The organism is Pseudoalteromonas rhizosphaerae (assembly GCF_902498845.1).
Classification (GTDB): domain Bacteria; phylum Pseudomonadota; class Gammaproteobacteria; order Enterobacterales; family Alteromonadaceae; genus Pseudoalteromonas; species Pseudoalteromonas rhizosphaerae.
Map to the genome: position 1 here is coordinate 137,965 of NZ_CABVLM010000004.1, position 25,247 is coordinate 163,211.

26 protein-coding genes are annotated in these 25,247 nt (G+C 40.2%); 12 read left to right on the forward strand and 14 right to left on the reverse strand.

Going from position 1 to position 25,247, the window contains the following annotated elements; all coding sequences use genetic code 11:
- Together PSR9079_RS07675 and PSR9079_RS07680 are read right to left on the reverse strand one after the other, a co-directional pair.
- Complete coding sequence (locus PSR9079_RS07675) at window positions 1-450, reverse strand: hypothetical protein (RefSeq protein ID WP_149981184.1); 450 nt, start codon at window positions 448-450, stop codon at window positions 1-3.
- A gap of 149 nt (window positions 451-599) precedes the next feature.
- Window positions 600-1,547 (reverse strand): LysR family transcriptional regulator, encoded by a 948-nt coding sequence (locus PSR9079_RS07680; RefSeq protein ID WP_145233680.1) that lies wholly within the window; start codon window positions 1,545-1,547, stop codon window positions 600-602.
- A 104-nt stretch (window positions 1,548-1,651) separates the two neighbouring features.
- Between PSR9079_RS07680 and aceK the strand changes: the two genes are divergently transcribed.
- From aceK to PSR9079_RS07700, 4 genes are all read left to right on the forward strand, one after another.
- The gene (gene aceK / locus PSR9079_RS07685) at window positions 1,652-3,439 is read left to right on the forward strand and encodes a bifunctional isocitrate dehydrogenase kinase/phosphatase (RefSeq protein WP_149981013.1); all 1,788 of its coding nucleotides are present in this window, start codon (window positions 1,652-1,654) and stop codon (window positions 3,437-3,439) included.
- Between the two features lie 82 nt (window positions 3,440-3,521).
- Window positions 3,522-3,914 carry a hypothetical protein gene (locus tag PSR9079_RS07690; RefSeq protein WP_179959156.1) on the forward strand — a complete coding sequence of 131 codons (393 nt, stop codon included), beginning with the start codon at window positions 3,522-3,524 and terminating at the stop codon, window positions 3,912-3,914.
- A gap of 21 nt (window positions 3,915-3,935) precedes the next feature.
- Entirely contained in the window at window positions 3,936-4,898 is a 963-nt protein-coding gene (locus PSR9079_RS07695) for a zinc-binding dehydrogenase (protein WP_149981014.1), read from the forward strand.
- A gap of 62 nt (window positions 4,899-4,960) precedes the next feature.
- Window positions 4,961-5,215 (forward strand): DUF2999 family protein, encoded by a 255-nt coding sequence (locus PSR9079_RS07700; protein ID WP_149981015.1) that lies wholly within the window; start codon window positions 4,961-4,963, stop codon window positions 5,213-5,215.
- A 54-nt stretch (window positions 5,216-5,269) separates the two neighbouring features.
- On the opposite strand, the gene PSR9079_RS07705 is transcribed toward PSR9079_RS07700, so the two are convergent.
- Window positions 5,270-5,995 carry a flagellar brake domain-containing protein gene (locus tag PSR9079_RS07705; protein ID WP_246175507.1) on the reverse strand — a complete coding sequence of 242 codons (726 nt, stop codon included), beginning with the start codon at window positions 5,993-5,995 and terminating at the stop codon, window positions 5,270-5,272.
- Between the two features lie 163 nt (window positions 5,996-6,158).
- On the opposite strand from PSR9079_RS07705, the gene lepB reads away from it, so the two are divergent.
- Together lepB and PSR9079_RS07715 are read left to right on the forward strand one after the other, a co-directional pair.
- Complete coding sequence (gene lepB, locus PSR9079_RS07710) at window positions 6,159-6,809, forward strand: signal peptidase I (RefSeq protein WP_149981016.1); 651 nt, start codon at window positions 6,159-6,161, stop codon at window positions 6,807-6,809.
- Window positions 6,810-7,156: 347 nt separating this feature from the next.
- Complete coding sequence (locus tag PSR9079_RS07715) at window positions 7,157-7,585, forward strand: hypothetical protein (protein WP_149981017.1); 429 nt, start codon at window positions 7,157-7,159, stop codon at window positions 7,583-7,585.
- 33 nt (window positions 7,586-7,618) lie between these two features.
- On the opposite strand, the gene PSR9079_RS07720 is transcribed toward PSR9079_RS07715, so the two are convergent.
- Window positions 7,619-8,731, reverse strand: coding sequence for a response regulator (locus PSR9079_RS07720; protein ID WP_246175508.1), 1,113 nt, complete (start codon window positions 8,729-8,731; stop codon window positions 7,619-7,621).
- Window positions 8,732-9,106: 375 nt separating this feature from the next.
- Entirely contained in the window at window positions 9,107-11,131 is a 2,025-nt protein-coding gene (gene metG / locus PSR9079_RS07725) for a methionine--tRNA ligase (RefSeq protein WP_149981018.1), read from the reverse strand.
- A 176-nt stretch (window positions 11,132-11,307) separates the two neighbouring features.
- Between metG and apbC the strand changes: the two genes are divergently transcribed.
- The 3 genes from apbC to PSR9079_RS07740 all read left to right on the forward strand — a co-directional run bounded on the left by apbC (window position 11,308) and on the right by PSR9079_RS07740 (window position 15,715).
- A complete protein-coding gene (gene apbC / locus PSR9079_RS07730) occupies window positions 11,308-12,387 on the forward strand; it encodes an iron-sulfur cluster carrier protein ApbC (RefSeq protein ID WP_149981019.1) in 1,080 nt (359 codons plus the stop codon).
- A gap of 3 nt (window positions 12,388-12,390) precedes the next feature.
- On the forward strand, window positions 12,391-12,978 hold the full coding sequence (gene dcd / locus PSR9079_RS07735; protein ID WP_145233702.1) for a dCTP deaminase: 588 nt from the start codon (window positions 12,391-12,393) through the stop codon (window positions 12,976-12,978).
- 301 nt (window positions 12,979-13,279) lie between these two features.
- A complete protein-coding gene (locus tag PSR9079_RS07740; protein ID WP_149981020.1) occupies window positions 13,280-15,715 on the forward strand; it encodes a putative bifunctional diguanylate cyclase/phosphodiesterase in 2,436 nt (811 codons plus the stop codon).
- Here PSR9079_RS07740 and PSR9079_RS07745 read toward each other — a convergent pair.
- Both PSR9079_RS07745 and PSR9079_RS07750 read right to left on the reverse strand, forming a co-directional pair.
- Window positions 15,666-16,445 carry a CLCA_X family protein gene (locus PSR9079_RS07745; RefSeq protein WP_149981021.1) on the reverse strand — a complete coding sequence of 260 codons (780 nt, stop codon included), beginning with the start codon at window positions 16,443-16,445 and terminating at the stop codon, window positions 15,666-15,668. The genes PSR9079_RS07740 and PSR9079_RS07745 overlap by 50 nt on opposite strands.
- A complete protein-coding gene (locus PSR9079_RS07750; RefSeq protein ID WP_149981022.1) occupies window positions 16,442-17,047 on the reverse strand; it encodes a tRNA-uridine aminocarboxypropyltransferase in 606 nt (201 codons plus the stop codon). Before PSR9079_RS07750 ends, PSR9079_RS07745 begins: the two co-directional genes overlap by 4 nt.
- Window positions 17,048-17,197: 150 nt before the next feature.
- Here PSR9079_RS07750 and PSR9079_RS07755 point away from each other — a divergent pair, with 150 nt between their 5' ends.
- Together PSR9079_RS07755 and PSR9079_RS07760 are read left to right on the forward strand one after the other, a co-directional pair.
- On the forward strand, window positions 17,198-17,542 hold the full coding sequence (locus tag PSR9079_RS07755) for an Hpt domain-containing protein (protein WP_145233710.1): 345 nt from the start codon (window positions 17,198-17,200) through the stop codon (window positions 17,540-17,542).
- A 106-nt stretch (window positions 17,543-17,648) separates the two neighbouring features.
- Window positions 17,649-18,866, forward strand: coding sequence for a pyridoxal phosphate-dependent aminotransferase (locus PSR9079_RS07760; RefSeq protein WP_145233714.1), 1,218 nt, complete (start codon window positions 17,649-17,651; stop codon window positions 18,864-18,866).
- Window positions 18,867-18,937: 71 nt separating this feature from the next.
- On the opposite strand, the gene PSR9079_RS07765 is transcribed toward PSR9079_RS07760, so the two are convergent.
- Genes PSR9079_RS07765 through PSR9079_RS07780 form a run of 4 tightly spaced genes read right to left on the reverse strand, consistent with a single transcriptional unit; the run spans window position 18,938 to window position 21,871 of the window.
- The gene (locus PSR9079_RS07765) at window positions 18,938-19,405 is read right to left on the reverse strand and encodes an outer membrane lipoprotein (protein WP_149981188.1); all 468 of its coding nucleotides are present in this window, start codon (window positions 19,403-19,405) and stop codon (window positions 18,938-18,940) included.
- Window positions 19,406-19,425: 20 nt separating this feature from the next.
- Entirely contained in the window at window positions 19,426-20,061 is a 636-nt protein-coding gene (lpoB, locus tag PSR9079_RS07770) for a penicillin-binding protein activator LpoB (protein ID WP_145233716.1), read from the reverse strand.
- Between the two features lie 11 nt (window positions 20,062-20,072).
- Window positions 20,073-20,498, reverse strand: a complete 426-nt coding sequence (locus PSR9079_RS07775; RefSeq protein ID WP_145233718.1) for a YcfL family putative periplasmic lipoprotein — start codon at window positions 20,496-20,498, stop codon at window positions 20,073-20,075.
- An 8-nt stretch (window positions 20,499-20,506) separates the two neighbouring features.
- A complete protein-coding gene (locus PSR9079_RS07780; protein ID WP_149981023.1) occupies window positions 20,507-21,871 on the reverse strand; it encodes a COG3014 family protein in 1,365 nt (454 codons plus the stop codon).
- A 340-nt stretch (window positions 21,872-22,211) separates the two neighbouring features.
- On the opposite strand from PSR9079_RS07780, the gene PSR9079_RS07785 reads away from it, so the two are divergent.
- Window positions 22,212-23,093: a DMT family transporter gene (locus PSR9079_RS07785; protein ID WP_149981024.1), complete on the forward strand. Its 882-nt coding sequence runs from the start codon at window positions 22,212-22,214 to the stop codon at window positions 23,091-23,093.
- On the opposite strand, the gene PSR9079_RS07790 is transcribed toward PSR9079_RS07785, so the two are convergent.
- Genes PSR9079_RS07790 through PSR9079_RS07800 form a run of 3 tightly spaced genes read right to left on the reverse strand, consistent with a single transcriptional unit; the run spans window position 23,074 to window position 25,246 of the window.
- Window positions 23,074-23,775 (reverse strand): M15 family metallopeptidase, encoded by a 702-nt coding sequence (locus PSR9079_RS07790; protein WP_149981025.1) that lies wholly within the window; start codon window positions 23,773-23,775, stop codon window positions 23,074-23,076. The genes PSR9079_RS07785 and PSR9079_RS07790 overlap by 20 nt on opposite strands.
- Window positions 23,772-24,902 carry a succinyl-diaminopimelate desuccinylase gene (dapE, locus tag PSR9079_RS07795; RefSeq protein ID WP_149981026.1) on the reverse strand — a complete coding sequence of 377 codons (1,131 nt, stop codon included), beginning with the start codon at window positions 24,900-24,902 and terminating at the stop codon, window positions 23,772-23,774. Before dapE ends, PSR9079_RS07790 begins: the two co-directional genes overlap by 4 nt.
- On the reverse strand, window positions 24,899-25,246 hold the full coding sequence (locus tag PSR9079_RS07800) for an ArsC family reductase (RefSeq protein WP_149981027.1): 348 nt from the start codon (window positions 25,244-25,246) through the stop codon (window positions 24,899-24,901). The genes dapE and PSR9079_RS07800 overlap by 4 nt, the downstream gene beginning before the upstream one ends.
- Between the last annotated feature and the right edge of the window lies 1 nt (window position 25,247).

The window sequence follows — 25,247 nt, forward strand, 5'->3', positions numbered from 1 at the left end:
CTACGCTGCATTGGCGTTGTAGAGCTTTGCACGATACATGCAAGGGCGATTAGTCAGTGTTGCAGCACGTTGATAAATTGCTTTTGCATTGTGTTCATCGCTTGGTGTACCGCTTAATGTATCCATTAAAGCAACAACAATAATAGCTGGCACCTGACAGCAATATTCATCTAATACCGCAGTTGTTGTTTGTGCATCAACATGACAATGCGGGTGATTATGCTCAACTTGATACGCATGCAATAACGTTTGTACATCTAAACTGTCATTGTCAAAATGTTTGTTTTTACGACATTGACAGCCAAATTCATCAACCAGAGTCGCCAATGCTTGGTAAACATCATTACACTCAAGGGTGGTTTGCTTACAAAGTTGTTGTTCGATGAACGCATGTAAATGGCCGTCGATAAATAATCCGTCTTGTTGGGTGAAGCTTGCTGTAGTTTGCATCATAATGTTGTCTCTCAGTGTTAGTGGTTAACTCATTTGGTATGACTTCACTGTAGCCCTAAGCACACTATTTATGAAATTGTTGTTTTCAATAACTGATATTGATTTAATCAATAATAACGAGAGAGCTCCATTTTAATTAGAGCTTTCTAGCGATCAGCAATCGTATTAGCGAACGCTTGCAGTTCGCGGCGTAACCATTGGTGTGGGCTGGCATGATGCAGTAATGGGCTCCATAGCATTTTTACTTCAATTGGGACAATTTGAAACGGCACAGGACTAATCACTAACTCGGTATGTTTAGTTAGCAGCATTGCTTGTCGTCTTGGTAGTGTGGCGATCAGTTGTGGCGATTGGCATAGCAAACTTGCCACCATGTAATGACGAGTAAACACCCGAATATGACGGGTTTGTTCAAGCTGCCAAAGAGCTTCGTCTACCCATCCCAGCTTTTGGCTACCTGATTTATTCGTGACGGCAGCTTCAGCCCCCCAGCCTGCACGATTTACCCAAATATGCTCTGACGCTAAGTATTGCTCTAGATCAGGCTGTTTTAAGTATGGGTTAGCTGGATGCATTAAACAGCAATAGTTATCGCGCCAGACACTGGCCTGATGAAAAGACCGTGGTAGGCCGTTGAAGCGATTGATGGCTAAGTCAATGCTGCCCTTTTCCATATCTTGCAGGCTAACATCGCTGGGGCTAAGCACATCAAAATTAAGTCCTGGATGTTTATTGAGTTGCTGGGTAATAAAAGGCGCGACTAGCGTTGATTCTAAATAATCATTCGCCATAATTCTAAAGGTGAGTTCGCCAGTGGTTGGATCAAACATATCACTGGGTTGGGTTATTGCCTCAGCCATTTTTAACAGCGCTTCTATTTCAGGTTTTAAACTCAGCGCTTTTGCAGTAGGAGTCATAGAGCCTGCGGCACGAACTAGGAGCGGATCGTCAAATAAATCACGTAAACGTTTTAGTGCATTACTCATTGCAGGTTGGGTTAATGCTAATTTATTTGCCGCTTTCGAGACATTTCGCTCATCTATCAGTACATTTAAGTACACAAGCAAGTTGAGATCGACATTTCTTATATTCATTTGATCAATCTTATTCATTCGCTGTATTAATTATCTAAATTAAAGCGTGCTTGCTAAGGTGTGTAAACCACTAAATAGACATAGTCATCATAAGTGATAGAAATATGCTAGAGCTAAAAACAGCAAATACGTTATCGACTCAAACTAGCAACGCAATTGAGCAAGTCATTGCGACCAAATTAGCGCGTGCCGTATTCGCAGGCTTTGAAGCGATGTTTGCTGAGTTTTTAAATATTACCTTAGGTGCACAAAGTCGTTTTGAGCAACGGCAATGGCAAAATGTACAATCGGCAATGCGTGAGCGTTTACAAGTATATGAAAGGCAAGTTAAAAATGTTAGTGAAGCGGTGCGAGTCATTGCATTTAAAGAGCTCAACGATCCGCGACTGTGGCAGCAGGCAAAGCATATTTATGGCCAAATGGTGCAAGATCATGAAAACCAACCGATTGCGCATACATTTTTTAATTCAACTTTTGGCTCGATTTGGGATGATAAAAAAATTCGCACCGTGCACTTATTTGTTTTAAAAGCCAAATACCGCGCTAAATCTCGGCCATTTGATAATTTAGTAAGTCGTATTTCATTGCAAAATGGCTTTAGCCAGGCGGTGGAGCAACTTATTTATCGACAAGCTTTTCGGGTTGGATTTACAGATTTAGCTCATGATGTTGATATTTTGCAGCGTACTTTGGCGTTAGGTGCGCAGCAGCAATGTCGTCAAGTGTATGAGCTGATGAATTTAAACGATGGCTATATTGAATACGCTAATTCACTGTTTTTTAGAAATAAAGCCTGCTACTTAATAGGTCGTTGTATCGCTAAAAATGGCGATAACATGCCCTTTGCTGTCGCTATTTTACATACCCAAAGCGGTTTAAAGCTTGATGCGGTGATGATGGGTGCAGATCAACTGAGTTTATTATTCGGCTTTGCTCGCACCTACTTTATGGTTGATACCGACCAACCCGCGCGCTACGTAGATTACTTATCAGTGCTAATGCCACATAAGCAACGATTTGAATTATTCAATGCCATTGGCTTTATTAAACATGCCAAAACAGAGTTTTATCGCTATAAGGTCGACACCACCAACAATAGTCCAATAGATGATAAGTACATTATTGCCCCCGGCACGCCAGGCATGGTAATGCTAGTATTTACCACTGCTGGCTCAGATTATGTTTATAAGGTAATAAAAGATAAATTTAGCGCGCCTAAAACATCAACCAAAGCACAGGTGATGGCAAAATACGACTTTGTAAAACAAGCGGATAGAGTCGGCCGTTTAGTCGACACTCATGAATTTCGCTATTTAGCATTTGATTTAAATCGTTTTAGCGATGAATTGCTTACCCATATGCGAGCGAGTATCGGCTCAAGTATGGCTATTGCAAATAAAGCCTTAGTGCTTAAGCATGTATACGTTGAGCGCAAAATGACACCACTTAATTTATACATCAATCAATGTGACGATAAACAACTGAATAATGTAATGCTTGATTACGGCAAGGCGATTAAAGAGTTAGCCGGGGCTAATATTTTCCCCGGTGATATGTTGATGAAAAACTTTGGTGTGACCCGTTGGGGGCGCGTGGTATTTTATGATTATGATGAAATTTGCCCATTAACGGATTGTAACTTTAGAGACTTACCGAGCAGTGAAAATAGTTTTGATGAACTAAGCAGCGAAAGCTACTTTGATGTTGCCGAAAATGATGTATTCCCGAGTCAGTTTAAAGTGTTTTTTAGTGCTGATCAGCAAGCATTTAGTCATTTTTGCCAGCAACATCAAGACTTATTTAGTCCTGATTTTTGGCTGCAGTGCCAAGCTGATATCAATGCTGGGCAATTGGCTGATGTGTATCCATACAAACAAAGTTGGCGATTTTAGCCGGGGGTTATTACCCATAAGTCTGATTAATTTTGGGCGTGTAAAAAGGTAAAGTTTCATAAAACAAAAACCAAGGAAAATCATGAAATCTCTATTATTAGCAAGTTTACTCATCACCTCACCGCTGGTTTTAGCTAACCCGCTATTAGGTAGTTGGGAGTTTGTGGAAGGGAAATATGCAGTTGAACAAGGGTTTGTGACTGCCAAAGCGCCAGAGTTGACCTCAGTTAAACTAATAACCGCCACTCATTTTAATTACATCACCCAAAAAAATGGCCAGTTTCATTATGCAGGTGGCGGGCAGTACACCTTAAAAAACCAACAATTTGTAGAGACTTTTGTTTACGGTAACATTGAATCGTTGCTTGGCAAAACCATGGCTTTTGATTACAAAATTGAAGGAGATTTGTGGCATCATTCTTTAACAGAAAATGGTAAGTTAGTTGAAGCCGAAGTGTGGCGTAAAATCGATTAACTCATCAATTCAGGAGCTGCAATGCAATTTATTTCTCATCAAGATCAGCATTTAACATTAAGCGACACCGCTAAACCGCAATTAAAAACTAATGAAGTGTTAATTAAAGTTGCTGCTATCGGCGTGAACCGCGCTGATTGTATGCAACGTCAAGGTAAGTATCCAGCGCCACAGGGCGACAGCCCCATTCTAGGGCTTGAATGTGCAGGCACTGTGATTGAGCTTGGCACCGAGGTTGATCAAAGCTGGCTTAATAAAGCGGTATTTACTTTGTGTGCAGGCGGTGCATATAGCGAATATGTGGCGGTCGATGCAGCACAATTAATGGCTTTACCAAGTGATTTAACTATGGCGCAAGGTGCAGCGATCAGCGAAGTATACTTAACCGCGTTTGGTGCGTTATTTCAACTTGGTAAATTACAAGCAGGGCAAACAGCACTGATCCATGCAGGCGCAAGTGGCGTGGGTGGGGCAGCTATACAAATGGCTAAACGTATTGGGGCAACGGTTGTTATTACCGCAGGTAGCGATGAAAAGTGCGAACATGCCAAAGCGCTTGGTGCCGATCATGTAATCAACTACAAAACCGACGATTTTGTTGCTTACATGCAAAACCATGGTTTAACGGCGAACGTGATTGTTGATCCGGTATCTGGGCGCTATTTAAGTAAAAATGCAGCAATCGCTGCAATGGATTGCCAAATAATTATGCTGGCATTTTTAGATGGTCGCTTCGCAGAAGTAGATTTTGCACTCTTGTTACAAAAGCGGATTTCATTTCATGGCTCAACACTGCGCAATCGCAGTCAAGCGTTTAAACGCCAACTACGCGATGAGTTTGTAGCAAAATTTTATGACGAAATAGCAAATCAACAGTTTGATTTTAATATTTATAAAACGTTGCCTTGGCAAGACGCTGGTGAGGCTCACGCGATTCTTGAACGAAACGAAAATGCCGGAAAAGTTGTATTATTAGTTCAGTAGTTTAAAAACCAATATTTGCCCATATAACTATGGGCAACTATAAAGCGATTTAAGGCAAAAACATGAACCCAATTATAGCAACATTAAAAGAGCACAATGTTAGCGATGAAAAAGTACACGAACTTTTTCAAGCATTTACTCAAAACCCAATGATGGCAATGGCACTTGTGCAGCAACTCGGTATTCCACCAGAGAAGTTACAAGCACTAATGGGCTTAGTAATGACTCAGCCTCATTTAATCAAAGAAGCCGCTGATTCACTTGGTATTGGTGAAGGTGAGCTTGAAAAAGCTAAGCAGCAGTTGAAAAACCAATAACGAGCTATCAATGAGAGTACATTTAGTTACTCTCATTTGTTAAGCATGCAATTATTAAGCAATGTCTATCGTGTAAGCGGCCAATAAGTTTTGCATTTTTTGTTGTTCATGTGCGGCAAACTCGATGCCCACACTTAAACGATCTCCCTGCATTTGATTGTTGCGCACATGCGCACTGATCACTACGGCACTGTTGTCGATAGGCGATAGAACATGCACAAACACGGGGCGTTTTTTAAGCGCTAAAAACCCTGAATTAACATGCACAGTAAAGCGACAACCAGTCGGTGAAATATCGATGATCAAACCTTGCAATAGATTTTCACTGTCATAAGTATGCGATTTATTAATGCTAATCTTTGCTGGTATATGGGTTTGTAAACGGCTGACTTCACGCAGTTGCCTACTCTCAATATTCTTAGGGTAAGCAAGGTAAAGTAACTTTTCTGGTCGAAAAGAAATAGCTAATATAGTGGTCGAAAAAGCGACGCACTCCCCACGTTCACCTTCGACTATATAGCGTACAATTGCGCCATTGCCTTCTTTCAACACATCAGCATATTGGCTTTTTTTTGCTTGCACAGGGTACTTTAAAATTAAATACTTACCAGCTTCATAGCCAACTAAAGAGAGTTTAAATCTGACACTTAATGGGTTGGTGAACTGAATGTCGATTAATTTACCTGGCAGTAAGTCTAAGCAAAACTTAGCTTTGCTAGCTTGCGCTGGTCTGTCTTGTGTAATTTCCATATATGCGAAGTTATTATTATTTGTTTCCAAATAGTATCCATCAAAAGAACTAAAAAATCACTACGAAAAACGACTGGTATTAGTTTATTAGCCTTAATTAATAAAAGTAATACACGCCTTGTTACAAAGTTGATTGAACTGATAAATATCTGCTTTGTCTATTAAATAACATACTAACTTATGGAACAAAACTGTGAAATACATTTACAAAATATGGAAAAATAACCGCTCATTAATAGTATTTATCTCGCTGATGTGTGTTTTTAGAAGTGCAGTGGCTGACTGGTACGAAGTACCCACAGGTTCAATGCAGCCAACCATTGTTGAGGGCGACCGTATATTGACAGATAAAATGGCGTATGACCTACGAGTGCCTTTTACTAAAATTTCGCTGGTTAAACTAGCCGAGCCAGAGGCCGGCGATATTATTGTATTTGATTCTGTTGCGGCACAAAATCGCCTAATAAAAAGAGTGATAGGTGTACCGGGCGACACTGTTGCTTTAGTTAATAATCAACTTATTATTAATGGTGAAAAGCTTGATTACGAAACTGTAGCTGAAACCGCCATAAACCGAGTGGAAATAGAGAATTTGCATGGCATAAAACATACCGTAAAACTCGCTAAGCAGCGCTCTTATATGCAAAATTTTGATCCACTTATCATCCCTACAGATATGTATTTAGCAATGGGGGATAACCGTGATAACAGTGCTGATTCACGAGTAATAGGCTTAGTACCAAGAGCTGAATTGCTCGGAAGGGCAAAGCGAGTGATAGTTTCACTGGATTACGATGACTATTATTTACCACGTAAAAACAGGCTTCTAAAAGAATTACAGTAATAGTAAGCGCTGTTATAGTCTGGTAAAGGATAGCACTGATAAAAGATAGTAGTGCAAAAAATAACAGCGCTAAAACTTAAAATAGCTTAGCGATTAAATTTAGCGTTGTTGACTCTCACCTAACAATAAACTGTATATAAAAATAGTGTTTATGATTTTGTCAGATGTTACTGATCTCTAGCATTTTTGTATATTGCTGCATTTATAAAAAATGAGGTAAAGTTAACTCGTTGTTTACAGGTATTTGTTTGATAGCTAAGATAAATGCATTGTAATATATGGATGTTTTTCTGTTTGTAAAAAGATAAATGTCGTAGATAAAATTGTTATACCTTTAAGGAAGCTCAGTGAAACTTTTAGTTTTGTTATTTTTATTTACTTCAATATCAACTTTTTCTTGTGATAAAAAAAGCGAAATAAAGAAAGTATTGGCGTTTATAACTCAAGATAACTTCGCTGATTTATCAGAAATAACGGTTTATTACCCTGTTAATTATGGTGTTGCTGAGGCTGTAAGAGCTGTAATCTCTCTAGGTGAAATTGATAGGGTAACCTTGTATGTTCCTACAATTATTTCTGAACCATATGCTTTTGAAAGCAATCATGAGCTAGTTGATTATAAAGTATCAACCTTTACAATTAAGACTGATACGATAAATGAGGCTTATATTACTGTGAATTACCGAGCTCCTCAGAAAAATGATGGCTTAATCACTTTTTGTATGGGACCTTTTCGAGTCTATAAAATAAGTGAATTACCGATAAAGAAGGTATAATAAACGCATCAGAAATGACTTCAAACGCTTGGCTTATTTAACAGCTTTAAGGCGTTTTGTTATAGCTTGAAGTTTATCTTCTAGAGTGAAAGATAGTACCAATGTTTCTTCAACAACTTCTTTTGTCTCATCTACTAACCCCATCAGCTCCGATTCTTGTTCTTCATCCAATCCTAAGATAATCATTTTTGATTGCACCGCTTGAGATAAATCATTAACGAGTATTCTTATTTGTTTATCTTGATCTAAACATAACTTTTTTATCGTGCCAAAATCTTCAGCAAGTTGACTTTTAAGGTTATTTAATGCGCTTTGCCGTATATTGCTTTTTTCTAATTGTTCTTCAATAAAATCTATTCTACTTTCTACAATGGTAAGTAAGATAGCAAAGTTATCGCGAAGACGGCCAAGTAAGTCTTCATCTCTTGCATTGATCCCTTTTACTATCATTGAGCAAGTAGGCGAGTTAAATAATAAATTGGAACTAAATGGCACTATTCGCTTGGCTCCTCGGCCTAACTCAAGAATTTCTTTTTCTAAGCCAGTAATAGTGTGTTGTGGAAATTGGTGATATTGCTTTGCTACTCGAAACTCTACACAACAGCTCGCGCCTACATTGGTAAAATAGCGTTGGATGTTGCTAAATAAGGTATTCAGATCCGTTACTTCAAGATTGTCGGTAAAAAATGTTACTAACTCTCCAAGTTCACTTGCCTGTTGCATCGATGTGAAAGCGGTAGATGAAGCTACTTCGAACATTTCTTTTAAGTTGTTACGCTCTGAAATACGCAGCTCAACACGTTTTAATTTTTCACAAAGTTCTTTGAAATCGACTGGCTTAGCAATATAGTCATCGCCTCCATATCCATAAGCGGCGAGTTTGTCTTCACTCGATGTTAAGGCTGAGATAAATATAATTTCACACTCGTCGTACGCACCACATTCCTTTATCTCTTTAACTAAATCGTAACCCGTGAAGTCATTACTAAGTAAGATATCCATCAGTACTAACTGTGGCTGATGCTCTTCCATCAAAGCTAAGATGGGTTCACTCCCATCAGATGAAGTAATGTCATATTGCTTAGATAGCACCATTTCCATGATATTTCTATTTTGAGGGTTATCGTCGATGGACAATATTTTCACATGCACTCCTAAATTTAATTATTCTTATGCTGCATTATTTGATAATAGCCATGGAAATGGTTACCCGCAAATAATAAACTCATTTATGTTTTGAGCGCAGGCTTGGAGGTCAGCTTCTTTTTAAAATTATAAAAGGCAAGTAATTTTAATTACATAGGCACTCATGCTAAATTTTGTAATGTCTAGCTTAAGAACTACAATTAGGTAAAGTATGCAGCAGGAAATAGAATCAAATAGATTGTTATTGCGTCCTTTCGTTTTTTCTGACGCTGAATGTGTTGCAAAATTGGCTGGAAAAACAATTTGTTGTGGCAATTAAAAAAGCCGTTGTTTAAAACAAGGGCTTTTTTTTAGTGTTAACTAGTTAAAGTCGAATTACATTACACGCATACCTGGCTCTGAGCCGTCGTCTGGGTTTAAAATATAGATTTCTTTACCGCCAGGGCCTGCTGCCAGTACCATGCCTTCTGACATGCCAAAGCGCATCTTGCGAGGCTTCAGGTTGGCAACCATAACCGTAAGTTTGCCTTCAATGTCTTCAGGGGCGTAGGCTGATTTAATACCTGCAAATACTTGGCGTGTTTCGCCGCCTAAGTCGAGCGTTAGTTTAAGTAGCTTATCAGCGCCTTCAACGTGCTCTGCTTTGGCTATTTTCGCTACACGTAAATCTACTTTGGCAAAATCGTCAAATTCGATTTCAGCTGCAATAGGCTCTTTTGCCAAAGGGCTGTTTGGATCGATTTTGTCTTTTGCAGCGAGTAAGCTTTCTTTTGATTCTTCGACCATTTTATTTACTTTATCCATTTCTACACGTTGCATTAACGGTTTAAATTTATTGATCGGGTGGCTAACAAGCGCAGTTTGCGCGCCTTGCCAAGATAGATCATCATTTAAGAAGTCTTCTACGTTTGCCGCCATACCCGGTAATACTGGTTTTAAGTAAGTCATTAGCACGCGGAATAAGTTAAGCCCAAGCGAACACACTTGGTGAGCTTGTTCTTGTTTCGTTTCGTCTTTGATCAATACCCATGGTGCTGAGGTATCAATAAATTGGTTTGCTTTATCAGCAAGCGCCATTATTTCACGAATAGCACGGCTATAATCACGGTTTTCATAGTGCTGAGCAACGGTATCGGTAGCTGCTTGGAATTCAGCTAATAATTGCGGCTCCATGACAGTGTCACTTAATTTACCGTCAAACTTTTTAGTAATAAAACCGGCGCAACGGCTGGCAATGTTAACCACTTTACCAACTAAGTCTGAATTTACACGTAGTGCAAAGTCTTCTAAGTTTAAGTCAAGATCGGTGATGCCGCTGTTAAGTTTAGCAGCGTAGTAATAACGTAAAAACTCAGGGTCGAGGTTGTCTAAATATGTACGCGCTTTAATAAACGTGCCTTTCGATTTAGACATTTTAGCGCCATTAACCGTTACAAAACCATGCGCGAATACATTGGTTGGCTTTCTGAATTTTGCGCCTTCAAGCATTGCTGGCCAAAATAAGCTGTGAAAGTAGATGATATCTTTACCGATAAAGTGGTAAAGCTCAGCGTCAGAGCCTTCTTGCCAAAATGCATCAAAGTCGATGCCTTGTTTGTCGCATAAGTTTTTAAAGCTGGCCATGTAACCAATTGGCGCATCAAGCCAGACATAAAAATATTTACCAGGCGCACCAGGGATTTCAAAGCCAAAGTAGGGCGCATCGCGGCTGATATCCCATTGTTGCAGGCCATCGGCAAACCATTCGTCTAGTTTGTTGGCCATTTCTTGCTGAATAGTGCCGGAGTGAAGCCACTCTTTTAACATGCCTTCAAATGCTGGCAGGTCAAAAAAGTAATGCTCAGAGTCTTTAAGTACTGGCTCAGCACCTGACATCACAGAGCGCGGGTTGATAAGCTCTGTTGGGCTATATGTTGCGCCACATGCGTCACAGCTGTCGCCATTTTGGTCTTCAGACTTACAAGTTGGGCACGTACCAGTTACAAAGCGATCGGGTAAGAAAATGCCTTTTTCAGGGTCAAATAACTGTGAAATAGTATGCTTTTTGATATGACCGGCATCGTTTAAGCGATTATAAATAAGCTCGCTGAATTCTTTGTTTTCTTGGCTGTGTGTGCTGTGGTAGTTATCAAATTTAATATTGAAGTCTGCAAAGTCACGTTGACGTTCAATGCTGACATTTTTTACCATTTCTTCCGGCGTGATCCCTTGCTTTTGTGCATTGAGCATAATTGGCGTGCCATGGGCATCGTCGGCGCAAACATAATAAGCTTCGTGGCCTTGTAGTTTTTGAAAACGTGACCAGATATCAGTCTGAATATATTCCAATAAATGGCCTAAATGTGTTGGGCCGTTGGCATAAGGTAATGCACTGGTAATGAGGATCTTTCGCTGTGCCATAATCATTCCGAATTGACGGTTCCTGTTAAGGAACGGATGAAAATCATAATATTATCAGCAAACCTAAAGGAAACACCTTCGTGGTTGGCCGATTTTCATTAATTGACTGGTGTTAATGCCCTGAATGTTACATAATTCCGAGGCAATTTTCATCAAAGAAACACTATTTTATTGTTATGTTTGGATTGTCGAAACTATTCTCCTCTAAATCGGTGCAAAAACAACCGATTCTTACTGCCTTAGCAGGGTATCGCAGTGCCGCTTTTGCTGTCGGCATTGATGAAAAATTCATTAAAAGCATTGAATCAAAAAATGATAAATCAATATTGCTTCATTTAACGCTGCCATTTGCTGCGTTATCTGAAATGCCAAAGGTAGCAGCGTTTGTAAGCCAACAACTTAATCAAGCAGTGACAATTAACGCAAGCATTGAGCTGACTGAAGCATGTAAGTTCAAAGCGATAAAACATATTGTGTTGATTGCATCAGGCAAAGGTGGTGTGGGTAAATCAACCACCGCGGTAAATTTAGCGGGTGCACTCAAAGCTGAAGGCGCAAAAGTGGGAGTTTTAGATGCGGATATTTATGGCCCGTCTATTCCAATGTTGCTAGGCCTTGAAGGAGCAACACCCACGGCTAAAAATGACAAGCAATTGCTACCATTTGACGCTAATGGCATCAAAGCACAATCAATTGGCTTTTTAGTGCCTAGTGATGATGCCACAGTTTGGCGCGGACCGATGGCGTCGGGCGCATTAACGCAACTGTTAAATGAAACTGCATGGGGTGAGCTTGATTACCTGATTGTAGATATGCCACCAGGAACTGGGGATATTCAACTTACTATGAGTCAGAAAGTACCTGCCAGTGGCACGGTGATTGTGACGACTCCGCAAGATTTAGCACTTGCTGATGCGCAAAAAGGCATTGCCATGTTTAATAAAGTGAATGTGCCAGTATTGGGCTTGATTGAAAATATGAGTCATTTTTTGTGCTCACACTGCGGCGAACCAAACCATGTATTTGGTAAGGATGGCGCAATAAAATTAGCTCTGCGTCATGGTGTGCCAGTGTTGTCGCAAATTCCTTTGGCGATTGATATTCGCGAATACTCAGAGCAAGGCAAATTAATCGCCATGGATAATCAGGCTGCGGTGAGTGAAACTTATGCTGACGCTGCGCGGCTGATTGCCAGTATGCTTTACTATCAACAACCCCATCATAATTCAGTCGCAATTGTGATTACGGATGATTAACTAATGAGATTATCAGATACCCATATTAAAGAATATATTGCCCAACAGCGTATTATTATTGAGCCAAGTCCGACCGATGAAATGATTTCTGGGGTAACGGCAGATTTACGTTTAGGTAATAAGTTTCGTGTATTTCAAGATCATACAGCAGCTTATGTTGATTTAAGTGGTCCAAAAGATCAGCTTAATAAAGCAATGGAATCAATAATGAGCGATGAAATCGTGTTAAAAGAGGGCGATGCATTCTTTTTACACCCAGGTGAATTAGCCCTTGCGATGACCTATGAAAAAGTCACGTTGCCGGCAGATATCGTTGGCTGGCTTGACGGCCGTTCATCTTTGGCACGTCTAGGTTTAATGGTGCATGTGACGGCCCATCGGATTGATCCCGGTTGGTCTGGTAATATCGTGTTAGAGTTTTATAACTCCGGTAAATTGCCGTTGGCATTACGACCTATGATGAAAATCGGCGCTATGAGCTTTGAGACCATGTCAGGTCCTGCTGAAAATCCGTACAATACACGCAAAGATGCCAAATATAAAGATCAAACCAGCGCAGTTGCAAGTCGTATTAGTGATGATAGTAACTAATTAAAATATAGTTTTAAAATAAAGGCTTATCACTTGATAGGCCTTTTTTATTGCTTGGAAATACACTCACTCGATTTTATTACCATAAACACTGCTTAAGCATTTTATTGATATATTATCCACGGTTCAGGTTATTTACTGGCTATTTCATTTAATACCTCCATACTTTAATTATCTTTTTATAATTTACTATTTGTTCAATGCACATGGAGTGACAGTGGATCAGGCAAGCATATTAGCGCGAGCATATTGTATAAAGATTTTTTTAATACTGTTAAGCATTACTGCTACAGCGTCTGTCATGGCTGATGAAGTGCCTGCCAGTGGCTGGTTAGTGCCAGCAAATACGCCCTTTCAAACTACCAAACCTTTACTAGAACAAGTTGTAACTACCGATTCAAAAACAGATTTATCACATGTTCGTATCAAGGCAGAGCAAGGTTATTGGTTTATTGTTGATTTAAATAAACGGTCGCAATCAAAAGTTGAGGTGATTTATGCAGACAACTCCCATTTAGCGCAGCTTAATTTTTATATTCTTGATGAGAGTTTCAACCCGTTAGTTGAAGTAAAAAATGATGCATACCGTTATGTTGATAAAGTACTGCCACACGCACTGTTACCTAAAGGTGAGGCTCGTTGGGCTGTAATTTACGCTCGCCATAGTGAAGATGACAGGCTGAGCATTGGCCTTGCAACTGGTAATGAATTTGCCAATTTGATAAACAAGAAACTGCGAAATTTCTTTTTAATTACCGGGCTATTACTGCTGTGTCTTGCCGTTGTTGGCACTGTATATGGTTTATCTCATCAAGCAAAATCGCTTTATTTACTTGCTTACCTAGTGTGTGTATTAAGTGAGTTTTTAATAGCAAAAGGGGTGTTGAATTACTTTAATATTGAATTTGCGTCTTTATGGTACACAAAGTTACAGTTTTCATTTCAAGTTATAGCCTTAGGGGTGGTCAACTTTTACTTTATTCATTATTTACAGTCGCAAAATCTTTTAAACGCTCGACAAGATAAGTTAACAGTTTATATAAGCTTATTTTGTGTTGCAGCACTATTTAGCTGTTTTACGAAGCAATCAGTGCAGTTTGCTGTAGTGACCGTGTGTTTGGGTTCTATGTTGGTGGTGCTGAGTTATTTATTTTTTTATTGGCTTAGTAATACCAAAAAAGCGATGCAATTTAAGTTTGTACTGGTTTGGTTTGCAGTGGCTTTACAAACTTTATGTTGGCAAGCAACGCTGGTGGCTGGTGCACAGATACAGCAACTTAATGATATGTTACTGGTGCTAAATGTAATTACTTTTGTGATGGTGTTACTCATTCACGAGCGTAAGTGTGTTATGCAATATAGCTACAGCCTCACTCACGACGATGATACAAAACTACCTAATAAACAGTTACTAATAGAGCGTCTTGATAGTCAGGTGAAATTATCAACAGAGCATTCTTTACTGTTATTTAGGCCTGCTGTACTGATTAATGCTCGAGCAAATTTTGGCTATGAACATGTAAATGAGCAGATAAAATTAACCATGGGCAAATTAGCCCAGCAATTAGCGTCAATGAATGTACTGTGTGTTGAAGCTAACCATCAGCATAGCCGTTGTATTGCCAGGTTAGATGACAGCACCTATGGGGTTGTAATAGTCGGCAAGTTAGAATTAAGCCAAGTAGAGCAGTTTGTATGTGTGATCAATAGCGTTTTTGCTGAGGGTCTCACTCATCAACGCATTCACTTAATTGATAAAGTTGAAATCGGTGTAGCAAATTATCCCTTACATGCCAGTACCTCATTACAACTAGTCCAGCGAGGGCTGCAAGCACTGGCGGTTAAACCCCTTCATGGTGAACGCTGGCATATGTTTAATATAGAGAATGTGACGTTATCGCAACGGCGCATTGCGATTGCATCAGCTCTAAAAGAAGCCATTGAATGCGATCAGCTTAGTTTATTTTTTCAACCACAGATATATCTAAACACCGGTAAAGTGTACGGCGCGGAAGCTTTATTACGTTGGGAGCATCCACAATTGGGTAATGTTCCCCCTGATTTATTTATCCCTATTGCTGAATCATCAGGGATAATTTCAGATTTAACCGAATGGGTTATTACGCAAGCACTGCAATATCAAAAGAAAATGATTGTATTATTGCCTGAGCATATTGTATCTATCAATATTTCGGCTAAAGATTTGCTGCGTAAAGATTTACCCGTGTTATTTATAACGTTGTTGAATGAGCATCAACTCAACCCGGCTAATGTAATGTTAGAACTAACGGAATCGGCAACACTCTTTGAGGGGGTTGATATAAAAAATGCCCTGAATGATTACCGTTTAATTGGCGTTAAAATAGCAATTGATGACTTTGGCACGGGGTATTCGTCACTCGCGTATTTGAGCAAAATGGGCTTTGATGAAATAAAAATAGATAAGCAATTTGTAATGAATATTGAATACTCTAAAAATGATCAAACAATTTGTCGTGCTACCTGTGATATTGCCAAATCACTGGGTTCATACGTAGTGGCTGAAGGGATAGAAGACAGCCAAAGTATGGCTAAATTACAAAGCTATGGCTGTGAAGTTGGTCAGGGATACTTTTTTTCACGACCATTGCCGTTTGACGATTACATGCAGTGGCTTGAAGAAAATCTTGAAACCACCACTGTATTTGTTAATGATCTTGAAAAAGTCGTTGACCTAATTGGGAAAAATAATTATTAAGTGCGTGATTACAAATTTTCAAGCTATCGTGTTTAGGATAAATAAGTGCTGAGCTATTGAGCCCGGAGACTAAAAAGTGATTAACGATCTGCTCATTACAAGCAATACATGCTTCAAAACTACGCGCAGCTAGCTCTTCAGGCATACTCATATAAAACTGCTGCTGTTGTTTATCAAATTCTATACAGTCTAAAACATATTGATTAGCGTGTTGACCGGTTGGCTCTAGAAATACTCCTTGGTAAAACTTATTTAATGCTAAGTTTAGTGGGTGACTTTGCTCAATCGTGTGCTCCAGCCAAAGTTTAGAGGCAAAATGCTGTGGCGAATGCTGGGGAAATATGTGCTTAGTTATGTGATGATCAAACGCATGAAACCATTCATGCGCCAGCGCGCCACCACCTGCATTTTTTGCCAGCGCAAGAGTTCGAGTACGGCTATTATAATGTGCTTGGACGTGTTGTTGACCGCCATGGCCAAAAGCAAAATTGAGTTTCCCCCTCAGACCAATGGTCTTCGGCGGCACTTGCAGTATTTGCGCTAAATCGGCTAGTGCGTCGTAAATTAAATTAGCACTAATAAAGCGTTCTTCTTTGGTGACCCATTTACCCACCACCATAGTACGAAAACCAAATGTATCGCGGATATCACTAAAGTCAACTTGGTCATCAAATCGGTAATCCGGTCCTTGGCGGTAAAACCCGCGCTTTAAGCGATTGCTGGCACTCATTTGGCTTGATAACGCGCTTTAACATGCTCAGGCATAAACTGGGTTTGTTTGCTGTTGAGCGCTTCCAGTGCCTGATATAAAGGCTCAGGGTTAATATGTTCAATCAAGGCTAAACTATGTGCAACCGCTTCTAATGTGGAGAGGCTATCTGCACGGGGAGCTTTGCGAATACGATATCGGTTTTGTGGGATCGTCGTAAAGCTGACCTTTTTAAAAGCCGCAAGGGCTGGGGTAAGCTGCATGATCTTAAATGCTTTTTTCCAGGTGCCATCGAGTACAATTAGATGACTTAACTGGCTTTTAAATTGTTGTGCTGCGGTACTTTCATCATCCAGTAGGATGGCATTATCATCAGGGTAGAGTAAGGCAGTTGTGGCAACGGGTAGTGTGTTTAGTTGTGCAAAATCAGCCTGCGTTTCTCCTACCATGATGTCGTATTGCGTTAGGCACAGTGTGAGTAAACGGGCGGTGTTTTTAGTGATTTTTACTTCGCTAGGGTGCTGCAAAATTATAACTTTGAGTTTATTTTCCAGTATCGACAAATCTTCACAAAGACACGTTTGTAGACTAAATTTACAATTAACACACAAAGAACGGGACATAAAAGAATCTTGTTTAATAGCAATAAGTTGAAAAACCCGCTAATTATACGCTTAATGAGACAATTAGTTGGTTTTTTTTCTATAGAACGATAAAGTATAAAAATAGTATAAGTTACTGGTTTAGTGTTGCTAAATACAAAAGGATAAATAATGAACACAATAGTCATTGATGAAAGTGCATTGGAAAGTATGGAATCGTTATTAGGCGAGCAATTTAGCGATACGCTGACTTTTTGTTGTGCTGAATTTGAACGATTAGGCTCTGAAGTATTGGCTACAATACATAGTGATATCCAAGTCGCAAGTCGCCATGCTCATAGTTTAAAATCAAATGCCGCGCAGTTTGGTGCTAGCAGTCTATCTCAGGTGGCCAGAGAAATTGAACAAAGCTTAAATAATAATGATGTTTCTCAGGCGCTTGCGGCAGCTCAGCAGCTTGACAACCAAGTTGCCGGATCAGCAGCTAAGTTAACTGATTGGTTACAAAGCCGTTAGTTAGCTATACCCAGACGTGAATTTATTTCAGTTTTGAGGTATTAAATCCACTGGTATTTAGCCCCTCTACTAGGTTAATCTAGCTGTTCCACTAGTAGAGGTAAAAATGTCAGAAATTAAAAAGAGTCATAAATTACAAGGCGTTTGTTATGACATTCGTGGGCCGGTGTTAGTTCAGGCTCGCAAAATGGAAGATGAAGGCCAAAAAGTTTTAAAATTGAATATTGGTAATCCTGCGGCATTTGGGTTTGATATGCCTGAAGATATGCACCGCGATATTATTCGAAACTTGTATTCAGCCCAAGGTTATTGTGACTCCAAAGGCCTCTACTCAGCCCGTGTGGCTATTTATCAGCACTACCAACAACGTGGTTTATATAACCTAGACGTCGATAATATTTATATTGGTAATGGGGTCAGTGAATTAATTCAAATGACGACCCAAGCTTTGCTGAATAATGATGATGAGGTGTTGATCCCAGCACCTGATTATCCATTGTGGACCGCTTCAGTCAAACTTGCGGGTGGTAATCCAGTCCATTACCTATGTGATGAAGAGCAAGATTGGTTCCCTGATATTGCTGATATTCGCAGTAAAATCACGTCAAAAACTAAAGCATTAGTGCTGATCAACCCTAATAATCCGACGGGTGCAGTATATGACGACGCACTTTTACAGCAGTTAATTGATATTGCACGTGAACATAAATTATTGTTATTGAGTGATGAAATCTATGAGAAGATTTTATACGATGGGATCACGCACAGCTCCATTGGTGCACTGTGTGATGATGTGCCGATCATTACTTTTAATGGCTTAGCAAAAACCTATCGCGCAGCAGGTTTGCGTATGGGGTGGATGGTGTTAAGTGGCCGTACTGCATTGATGGATGATTTACGTAAAGGTTTAGATATTTTAGCCTCTATGCGTTTATGTGCCAATGTGCCGGCACAATATGCGATCCAGCAAGCATTAGGTGGCGTACAGTCGATTGATGATTTAATAAATCCCGGTGGGCGTTTATACGAACAACGTGATATTGCATGGCGTGGTTTAAATGCGATAGAAGGTATTTCGTGTGCAAAACCAAAAGGAGCATTGTACGCATTTGCCAAAGTAGATACTGAGCGTTTTAATATCAAAAATGATGAAAAAATGATTTTAGATTTACTCAAAGCAGAAAAGATCTTACTGGTTCACGGAAGAGCATTTAACTGGCCAAATCCAGATCATTTCAGATTGGTATTTTTACCTAACAAAGATGATTTAACGACTGCTATGAGTAAGATGCAACGCTTTTTCAGCGATTACAGACAAAGCTAACGTAGTAATAAAGTTATAAATACTAAAAAGCGAGCATTAATACTGCTCGCTTTTTAGTTTAATGTAATAGCTTAATAGGCTTTATCAACGCGGACTGTATTATCTGATAAATATACTAAGCGCACGCTGTCGCCAGTTCTAAATATCATTTGATTGTCTTTGTCTTGTACCACCATAAATTGTTCACCGTTTTCAACTTTGATCATTAACTCGACTAAGTGGTATTGATTATAATGGCTGCTTTGTTGCCTGTTGTTCGCCACACTGCCACCGATGACCGAGCCTAGAATAGTCGCTGCGGTGCGACCACTGCCGCCGCCAAATTGGTTACCAATAACGCCACCAAGTAATGCACCGCCAAAGGTTTTCCAGCCACTATTTTTGTCTTGAACAAGTTCTTGCTCGGTAATATTACGTACAGATTGAACACTGCCAAATAGTACTTGCTGGACAGGAACGGCTTTATTGCGTTCGTATGCGGCAAAGCTTGGATTACTGATGAGCAGGGCTGTACACAGCCCAAGTATGAGTTTATTCATCATTTACCTCCTCAGCTGAATTACCAGCCAAAGGTTGATTTTTCGCGGGTTTTACGAATTTCTGTTTCGTCCGCCCATTCTACTAAGCCACTTTTTAAATCCATTAAGCGCATTGTGAATTTATAGTATACGTCGGCTTTATCAGCATTCGATTTTACGATGCTCGACAGGTTGCCATAAAGCATATACTGCGCGCCAACTTGTTGGCCAAATGCAATCGCTTTAGTTGGGTCTACTAGGGCATCATCATTTTGAAAGTTCAATTGTTCTCGAGCGGCTTCTACGCGACCCATATCAACAAAACGAAATTTACCACTGCGCAATAATTGTGTTGAAATTGAATCGGTAATTGATTCAGTATCAATGTGTTCACTGGTTTTGTTTTTTATACGTTCAACAAATACGATTGGTCGAGTATTAGCTGTTAATGTGCCGACCACAGGTGATGCCAGCAGTGAATCCGTCATTTGGCTGGCGACTTTTTGTAAGTCAGTTGAACCGAAGTTAATATCAGTTGTTTCTACAGCTTGTGCGTCTCCGTAGCTGACTACGGCTTTATTGGCACAGCCACTGAGGGCAAGCGCACTCAAACCTAACAACGCAAAACCCGAGAGTGTTTTAAGCGTTGGTTTTTTAGTTGTGTTTACTGTATTCATAATGGTGTCCTTTAATCTTTAAATTCTTGTGCTTGTGTCGATACTTCGCGTACCGCTAATGAAAATGTAACCGCATCAGATGTAGGTGCAAGGCCTGGCAGTTGCACGTTAGCAAAACCAAATAAAGTCAATGATTGCCAAGGAGAATGATTGCCTTTGATCACAAAACCATCGCCGTCATACCAGGTAAATTGATACTGTAAATATTGTGATTTTTTATACTGACTCGAAAGTGTGACAACGACATCAGTTAATTGATTCGTTTGACGAGTCTTTACATCACTAATGGCCAGCTTTTTACCTAGTGCAGGATTATCGACTTTTAGCTGTTGTTGGTATTGCGCTGAAGCTTGTTCAACACTTATACCTGATGTAGTCGGTCTACTGGTACAGGCAGCAAGTAGACAGACCGTTAATAATGGCACTAAATATTTCATGATAGCTCCTAAAGTTGCACTACATGGGAATTAAAATAGTTGTTAATAGAGGTTAGATAAATCAAGGTTAACCCTTGCTTACTAACCGTAAAGTTTATGTCTTTCTGATTGGCAAGTTTTAAAACATGGTCTCCTGCTGTTAACTGGGTGCGCGCAACACTTATTTGATTAGGTAAAGTTAACCAACTGCGGGTATCTGCTTGCTCAGAGGCTAGGTTGTATAGATTAGCGAGTATATTACCCACATCGCCGCCACTTCTAGCCAGCTCTGCCCGTACTTTTTCTTTAGCGACTAACCGCAATATTTGCCTCGATACTCTTGCAGGTGTTTGCTCTTCAAGTGTTTTAGCCGCTAACGCTTCTATTCTTACCAATGGACTCAAAGGTAAAATCTGTGTTCCGATACTAATATCACTAACCGCTGGTATATAAGCTCTATCTTTATAAACGGGCATCGCTAAGCTATAAAAACGGGCATCACCACCGGATGTATAAATAGGCAGACGCAACACAAATTCATCTTTTTCTGGCACTAAACCTTGTTCGATCAAGACCACAACGTCACCGCTGTTGGCGACTTGTTTTGGTAATTCAGCAAAGCGTTTTTTATACTCGGAAAAATCTTGATCAAACCCTTGCTGTTTTGCTAATTGCAGCACAACCTGCTGCAAATAGGTATTTTCAGGATTGATCTCTAATGCCTTTTTATAATCTATATATGCATCATCGTATTGCTTATTACTTTGATAGAGCAAACCTGACAGATAAAATGTAAACGCATTTTGATAGCCATTTTTTACGTTTTTGATCACCTCATCCATACTTGGGTAATGTTTTTGTGCTGCTTTTACGCTAGCATCTATGTCGTCTTGATTAGCCGTTAACGCATCTGTTTGTACTTTATTTGCACGGCGAACTTCGACTAATGCGCCTTCGATATTATGTTGATATATATAATTAAGTGCTTGGTAACTGTGCAGCATACTCATTTCATAAGCCGCTGGCGTATAGCTAATGACTGAATCATTGGTTAAAAGGGCGTTACTTTGTTCAAGCCCTGCGCTTACTTGTATTTTTGCTGCTTGGCGTTTTATTTCCATTTGCTGATATACCGCTTCGTACTGTGGTTTTGCAGCCTCATTTTGATTATTTAAATTGCTTAAACGGGCCTGCTCTAATTGATTGAGCAAGTAGTTACTATGTGACTGCCCATTAGTCGGCAAAAGCTGTTGGGCTTGGTCGATATTGTTGGTCTTAATAGCTTGGCGTACAGGCGTCATTTGGGTAGCGTAATCTGAAAACAGATCACTAAACCCAATGGTGCTGCATCCACTTAGCATGACACAAAAGCCAAAAATAACACTGCGTTGCACATGGCACTCCTTTTATAAGCGTTAATACAGATTAGCATAATCTAATCCAGAGGAGATGTTAAACAATGTAAAAAAGCGTAGCAATCACCGTGTTTATAAGAAATAGTTACGCGATCATTGGTCACTGAGTTGTTGCACGATACATTCGAATGATCAAAACAATAGGTAAGCTTTGCGCTATTATGGCAATCCTGTATAAATAGATACTTCAGGCAAACAGGTAGCTGATTTTCTTATTATGTTGATTAATTAATGGCTCGAGTTCTTGCCGACTACTAAACGACAGAATAACTCACCTCATAGGGTTTAATGCTTAGCAATATTAAAACTAAGGATCACTTTGAAAGCAACATTGTTTACGGTACTCGCCCTAGTGGCATTTGCAGCTAATTCTCTTTTATGTCGTATGGCATTAGCACAAAATTACATTGATCCATGGAATTTCACAGCTTTGCGGCTATTCAGTGGCGCATTGTGTTTAGGATTTATTTTCCTTATACAAGCAGTACCAACAGAGTCTTTAGCTAGGGAAGGTAACAATCTTAATAATACAGAGCATGAACGTGGTAGTTGGCGCAGCAGTGTTAGCTTACTGGTTTATGCGTTATGTTTTTCAATTGCCTATGTAGAATTGGACACTGGAACTGGCGCGTTGATTTTATTTTCAGCTGTTCAATTAACTATGATTGGCTGGGGGATTTTCAACAAGGAGCGACTCACAACTGTACAGTGGTGTGCATTTATTATCGCTGTCATTGGTTTTGTGTATTTAATGCTGCCATCGGCAACGATGCCGTCAATGAGCCCTGCATTATTAATGACGATTAGCGGTATTGCGTGGGGGATATACAGTATTCGCGGAAAAGTGTGCCTATCCCCACTGAAAACCACAACGTTTAATTTTGTGCGTAGTTTATTTGCATTACCGATATTGTTGATCGTGGGTTTTGGTTATTTATCGGGGATCAGTTGGCAGGGGATCGCGCTTGCATGTGCATCAGGTGCTCTTGCGTCGGGTATTGGCTATAGTGTTTGGTATGTTGCCGTACCCTTATTAAAAAGCAGTCAAGCCGCAGTGGTTCAGCTTTGTGTGCCAGTGATAGCTGCACTGGCAGGGATGTTATTTTTAGCGGAAGAACTAAGCATTCAGTTTGTTATTGCCAGCGCCGTTATTCTTGGCGCTGTGCTGGTTTTTTTACTGGCTAAACAACCGCAGGGCTGACATTCAGCACGTAACGCTGATACAGTTGCGGCAAATTCGCCAAAATAGCTGCTTTGCCGGCAAGCTGACTGTTATTTATAGTATTAGCTAATACGGTTAAACTCTGATGTTGTAGTAAAATGTCAGATTGCACTATGTGGCTAATATGCCAAGGTTCAGGCGCAACGCCGCCTAAATCATGTTGATAAGGGCGATAAAAGCCATACTTTTCTATATGACTATCAAGCCACTTGGTCAGCGCTGCAAAAGGGCCATTGTCTTGGTATTCGTGCGGCTCTAACTGCAGCTGATAGTCATCAGAAACACTGGCTTGGTCAAAAATATCCAGATCAGTACCAAAGTGATGGCGACTGGTTCCCGGTAGGGCTGAATAAAGCATAATGGCATGGCATTTTTCAATGTCTGTCATGGAGGCTAAATCAACGGGCTGTTGCTGCTTATTGAGCACAGGTCGATGACCATTAAATTTAGCATTCCAAATCAATGCTTGACGTTCAAAGTTACGAAAGCTTGATGCAATAGTCAGAGCAAAGCCTGCATCGCGAGCTGCATTTTGCAACTGCATAAAGTCATCAATAATGTCTTTATGCAGTTTATGAGCTTGATAATCAACAAGCAGCAGCTCGTCTTTACCACAGGCACACTCAGCCAACTGTTGCGATGTGAGCTTAGCAGGGATCATGTTAAAAGTTGCTCTAGAATTTGCTCGTAAATATCAGCAAGTGCAATGAGATCATCACAATTAACGCACTCATTCACTTTATGAATGGTGTCGTTACGTGGTCCAAGTTCAATAACCTTAGCGCCGGTTTGTGCTATAAAACGTCCATCTGAAGTACCGCCAGTGGTTTCAAGTGCGGTATTTAAGCCAGTTATTGATTTGATGGCTGCAACCGTCGCATCAATAAGCGGGCCGCCTTCGGTGATAAATGGCTGACCGTTAACAATCCAACTCAGCTCGTATGCAAAATCATATTCAGCCAGAATGTCGTTAACTCGTTGCTGGAGTTGCTGATGAGTTACTTCGGTACTAAAGCGAAAATTAAATTGCACTTCAAGCTCGCCTGGGATCACATTGCCAGCTCCCGTACCGCCATTAATATTTGAAATCTGAAAACTAGTAGCAGGGAAAAATTCATTGCCGTTGTCCCATACCGTTTGAGTCAACTGGGCAAGCATTGGCGCTGCAATATGAATCGGGTTTAGAGCAAGTTGCGGATAAGCCACATGACCTTGTATGCCTTTGACAGTTAAAAAGCCAGTCAGTGAGCCTCGGCGGCCATTTTTAACGACATCACCCAGTACATCACGCGATGAAGGCTCGCCAACCAAACACATATCTATTTTTTCACCTCGGGCTTCCAGCGTATCGATTACTCGCGTGGTGCCGTTGATAAAAGGGCCTTCTTCATCAGAGGTAATTAAAAAAGAAATTGAGCCTTTATGATCGGGGTGTTTAGTTACAAATCGCTCGGTTGCTACCACCATGGCAGCTAAAGAGCCTTTCATATCAGCCGCACCACGGCCATGCAACATGCCATCGGCTAGAAAGCCAGAGAAAGGCGGGTGCTGCCAGTTCTTTTCTGGTCCAGTTGGTACTACATCAGTGTGACCTGCAAAGCAAAAGTGCGGTGAGCTGTCGCCTTTACGCGCCCATGTATTTTGGGTGTCAGTAAAAAATAGTGATTCAATATTAAAACCAAGCTGTGCCAATCGCTCATTCATTATAGTTTGGCAATCTGCATCTTCAGGGGTGACTGAGCGACGCTGTATTAAGGCTTGCGCAAGTTCGATGACGGGATGATTCATGATGCAAAAATCTCATCGTATTGCGCTGGTTTAAAACCTAAATGATAGCTGTTGTTGTGAATAAGCACTGGGCGCTTGATCATTGCCGGTTGTGCTACCAAAATTGCCAAGGCAGTGTCTTTATCAAGGTTCTGTTTTTGCTCATCTGATAATTGGCGATAGGTTGTGCCACGTTTATTGACCAGATCTTGCCAGTCGATGTGCGTTGCAAACTCAGTGATCATATCAAGGCTTATGCCGTCTTTACGGTAATCATGAAAATTAAAGTCAATATTGTTATCGGTTAAATATTTTTTGGCTTTTTTTATAGTGTCGCAGTTACTAATGCCGTAAAGAGTCGTCATA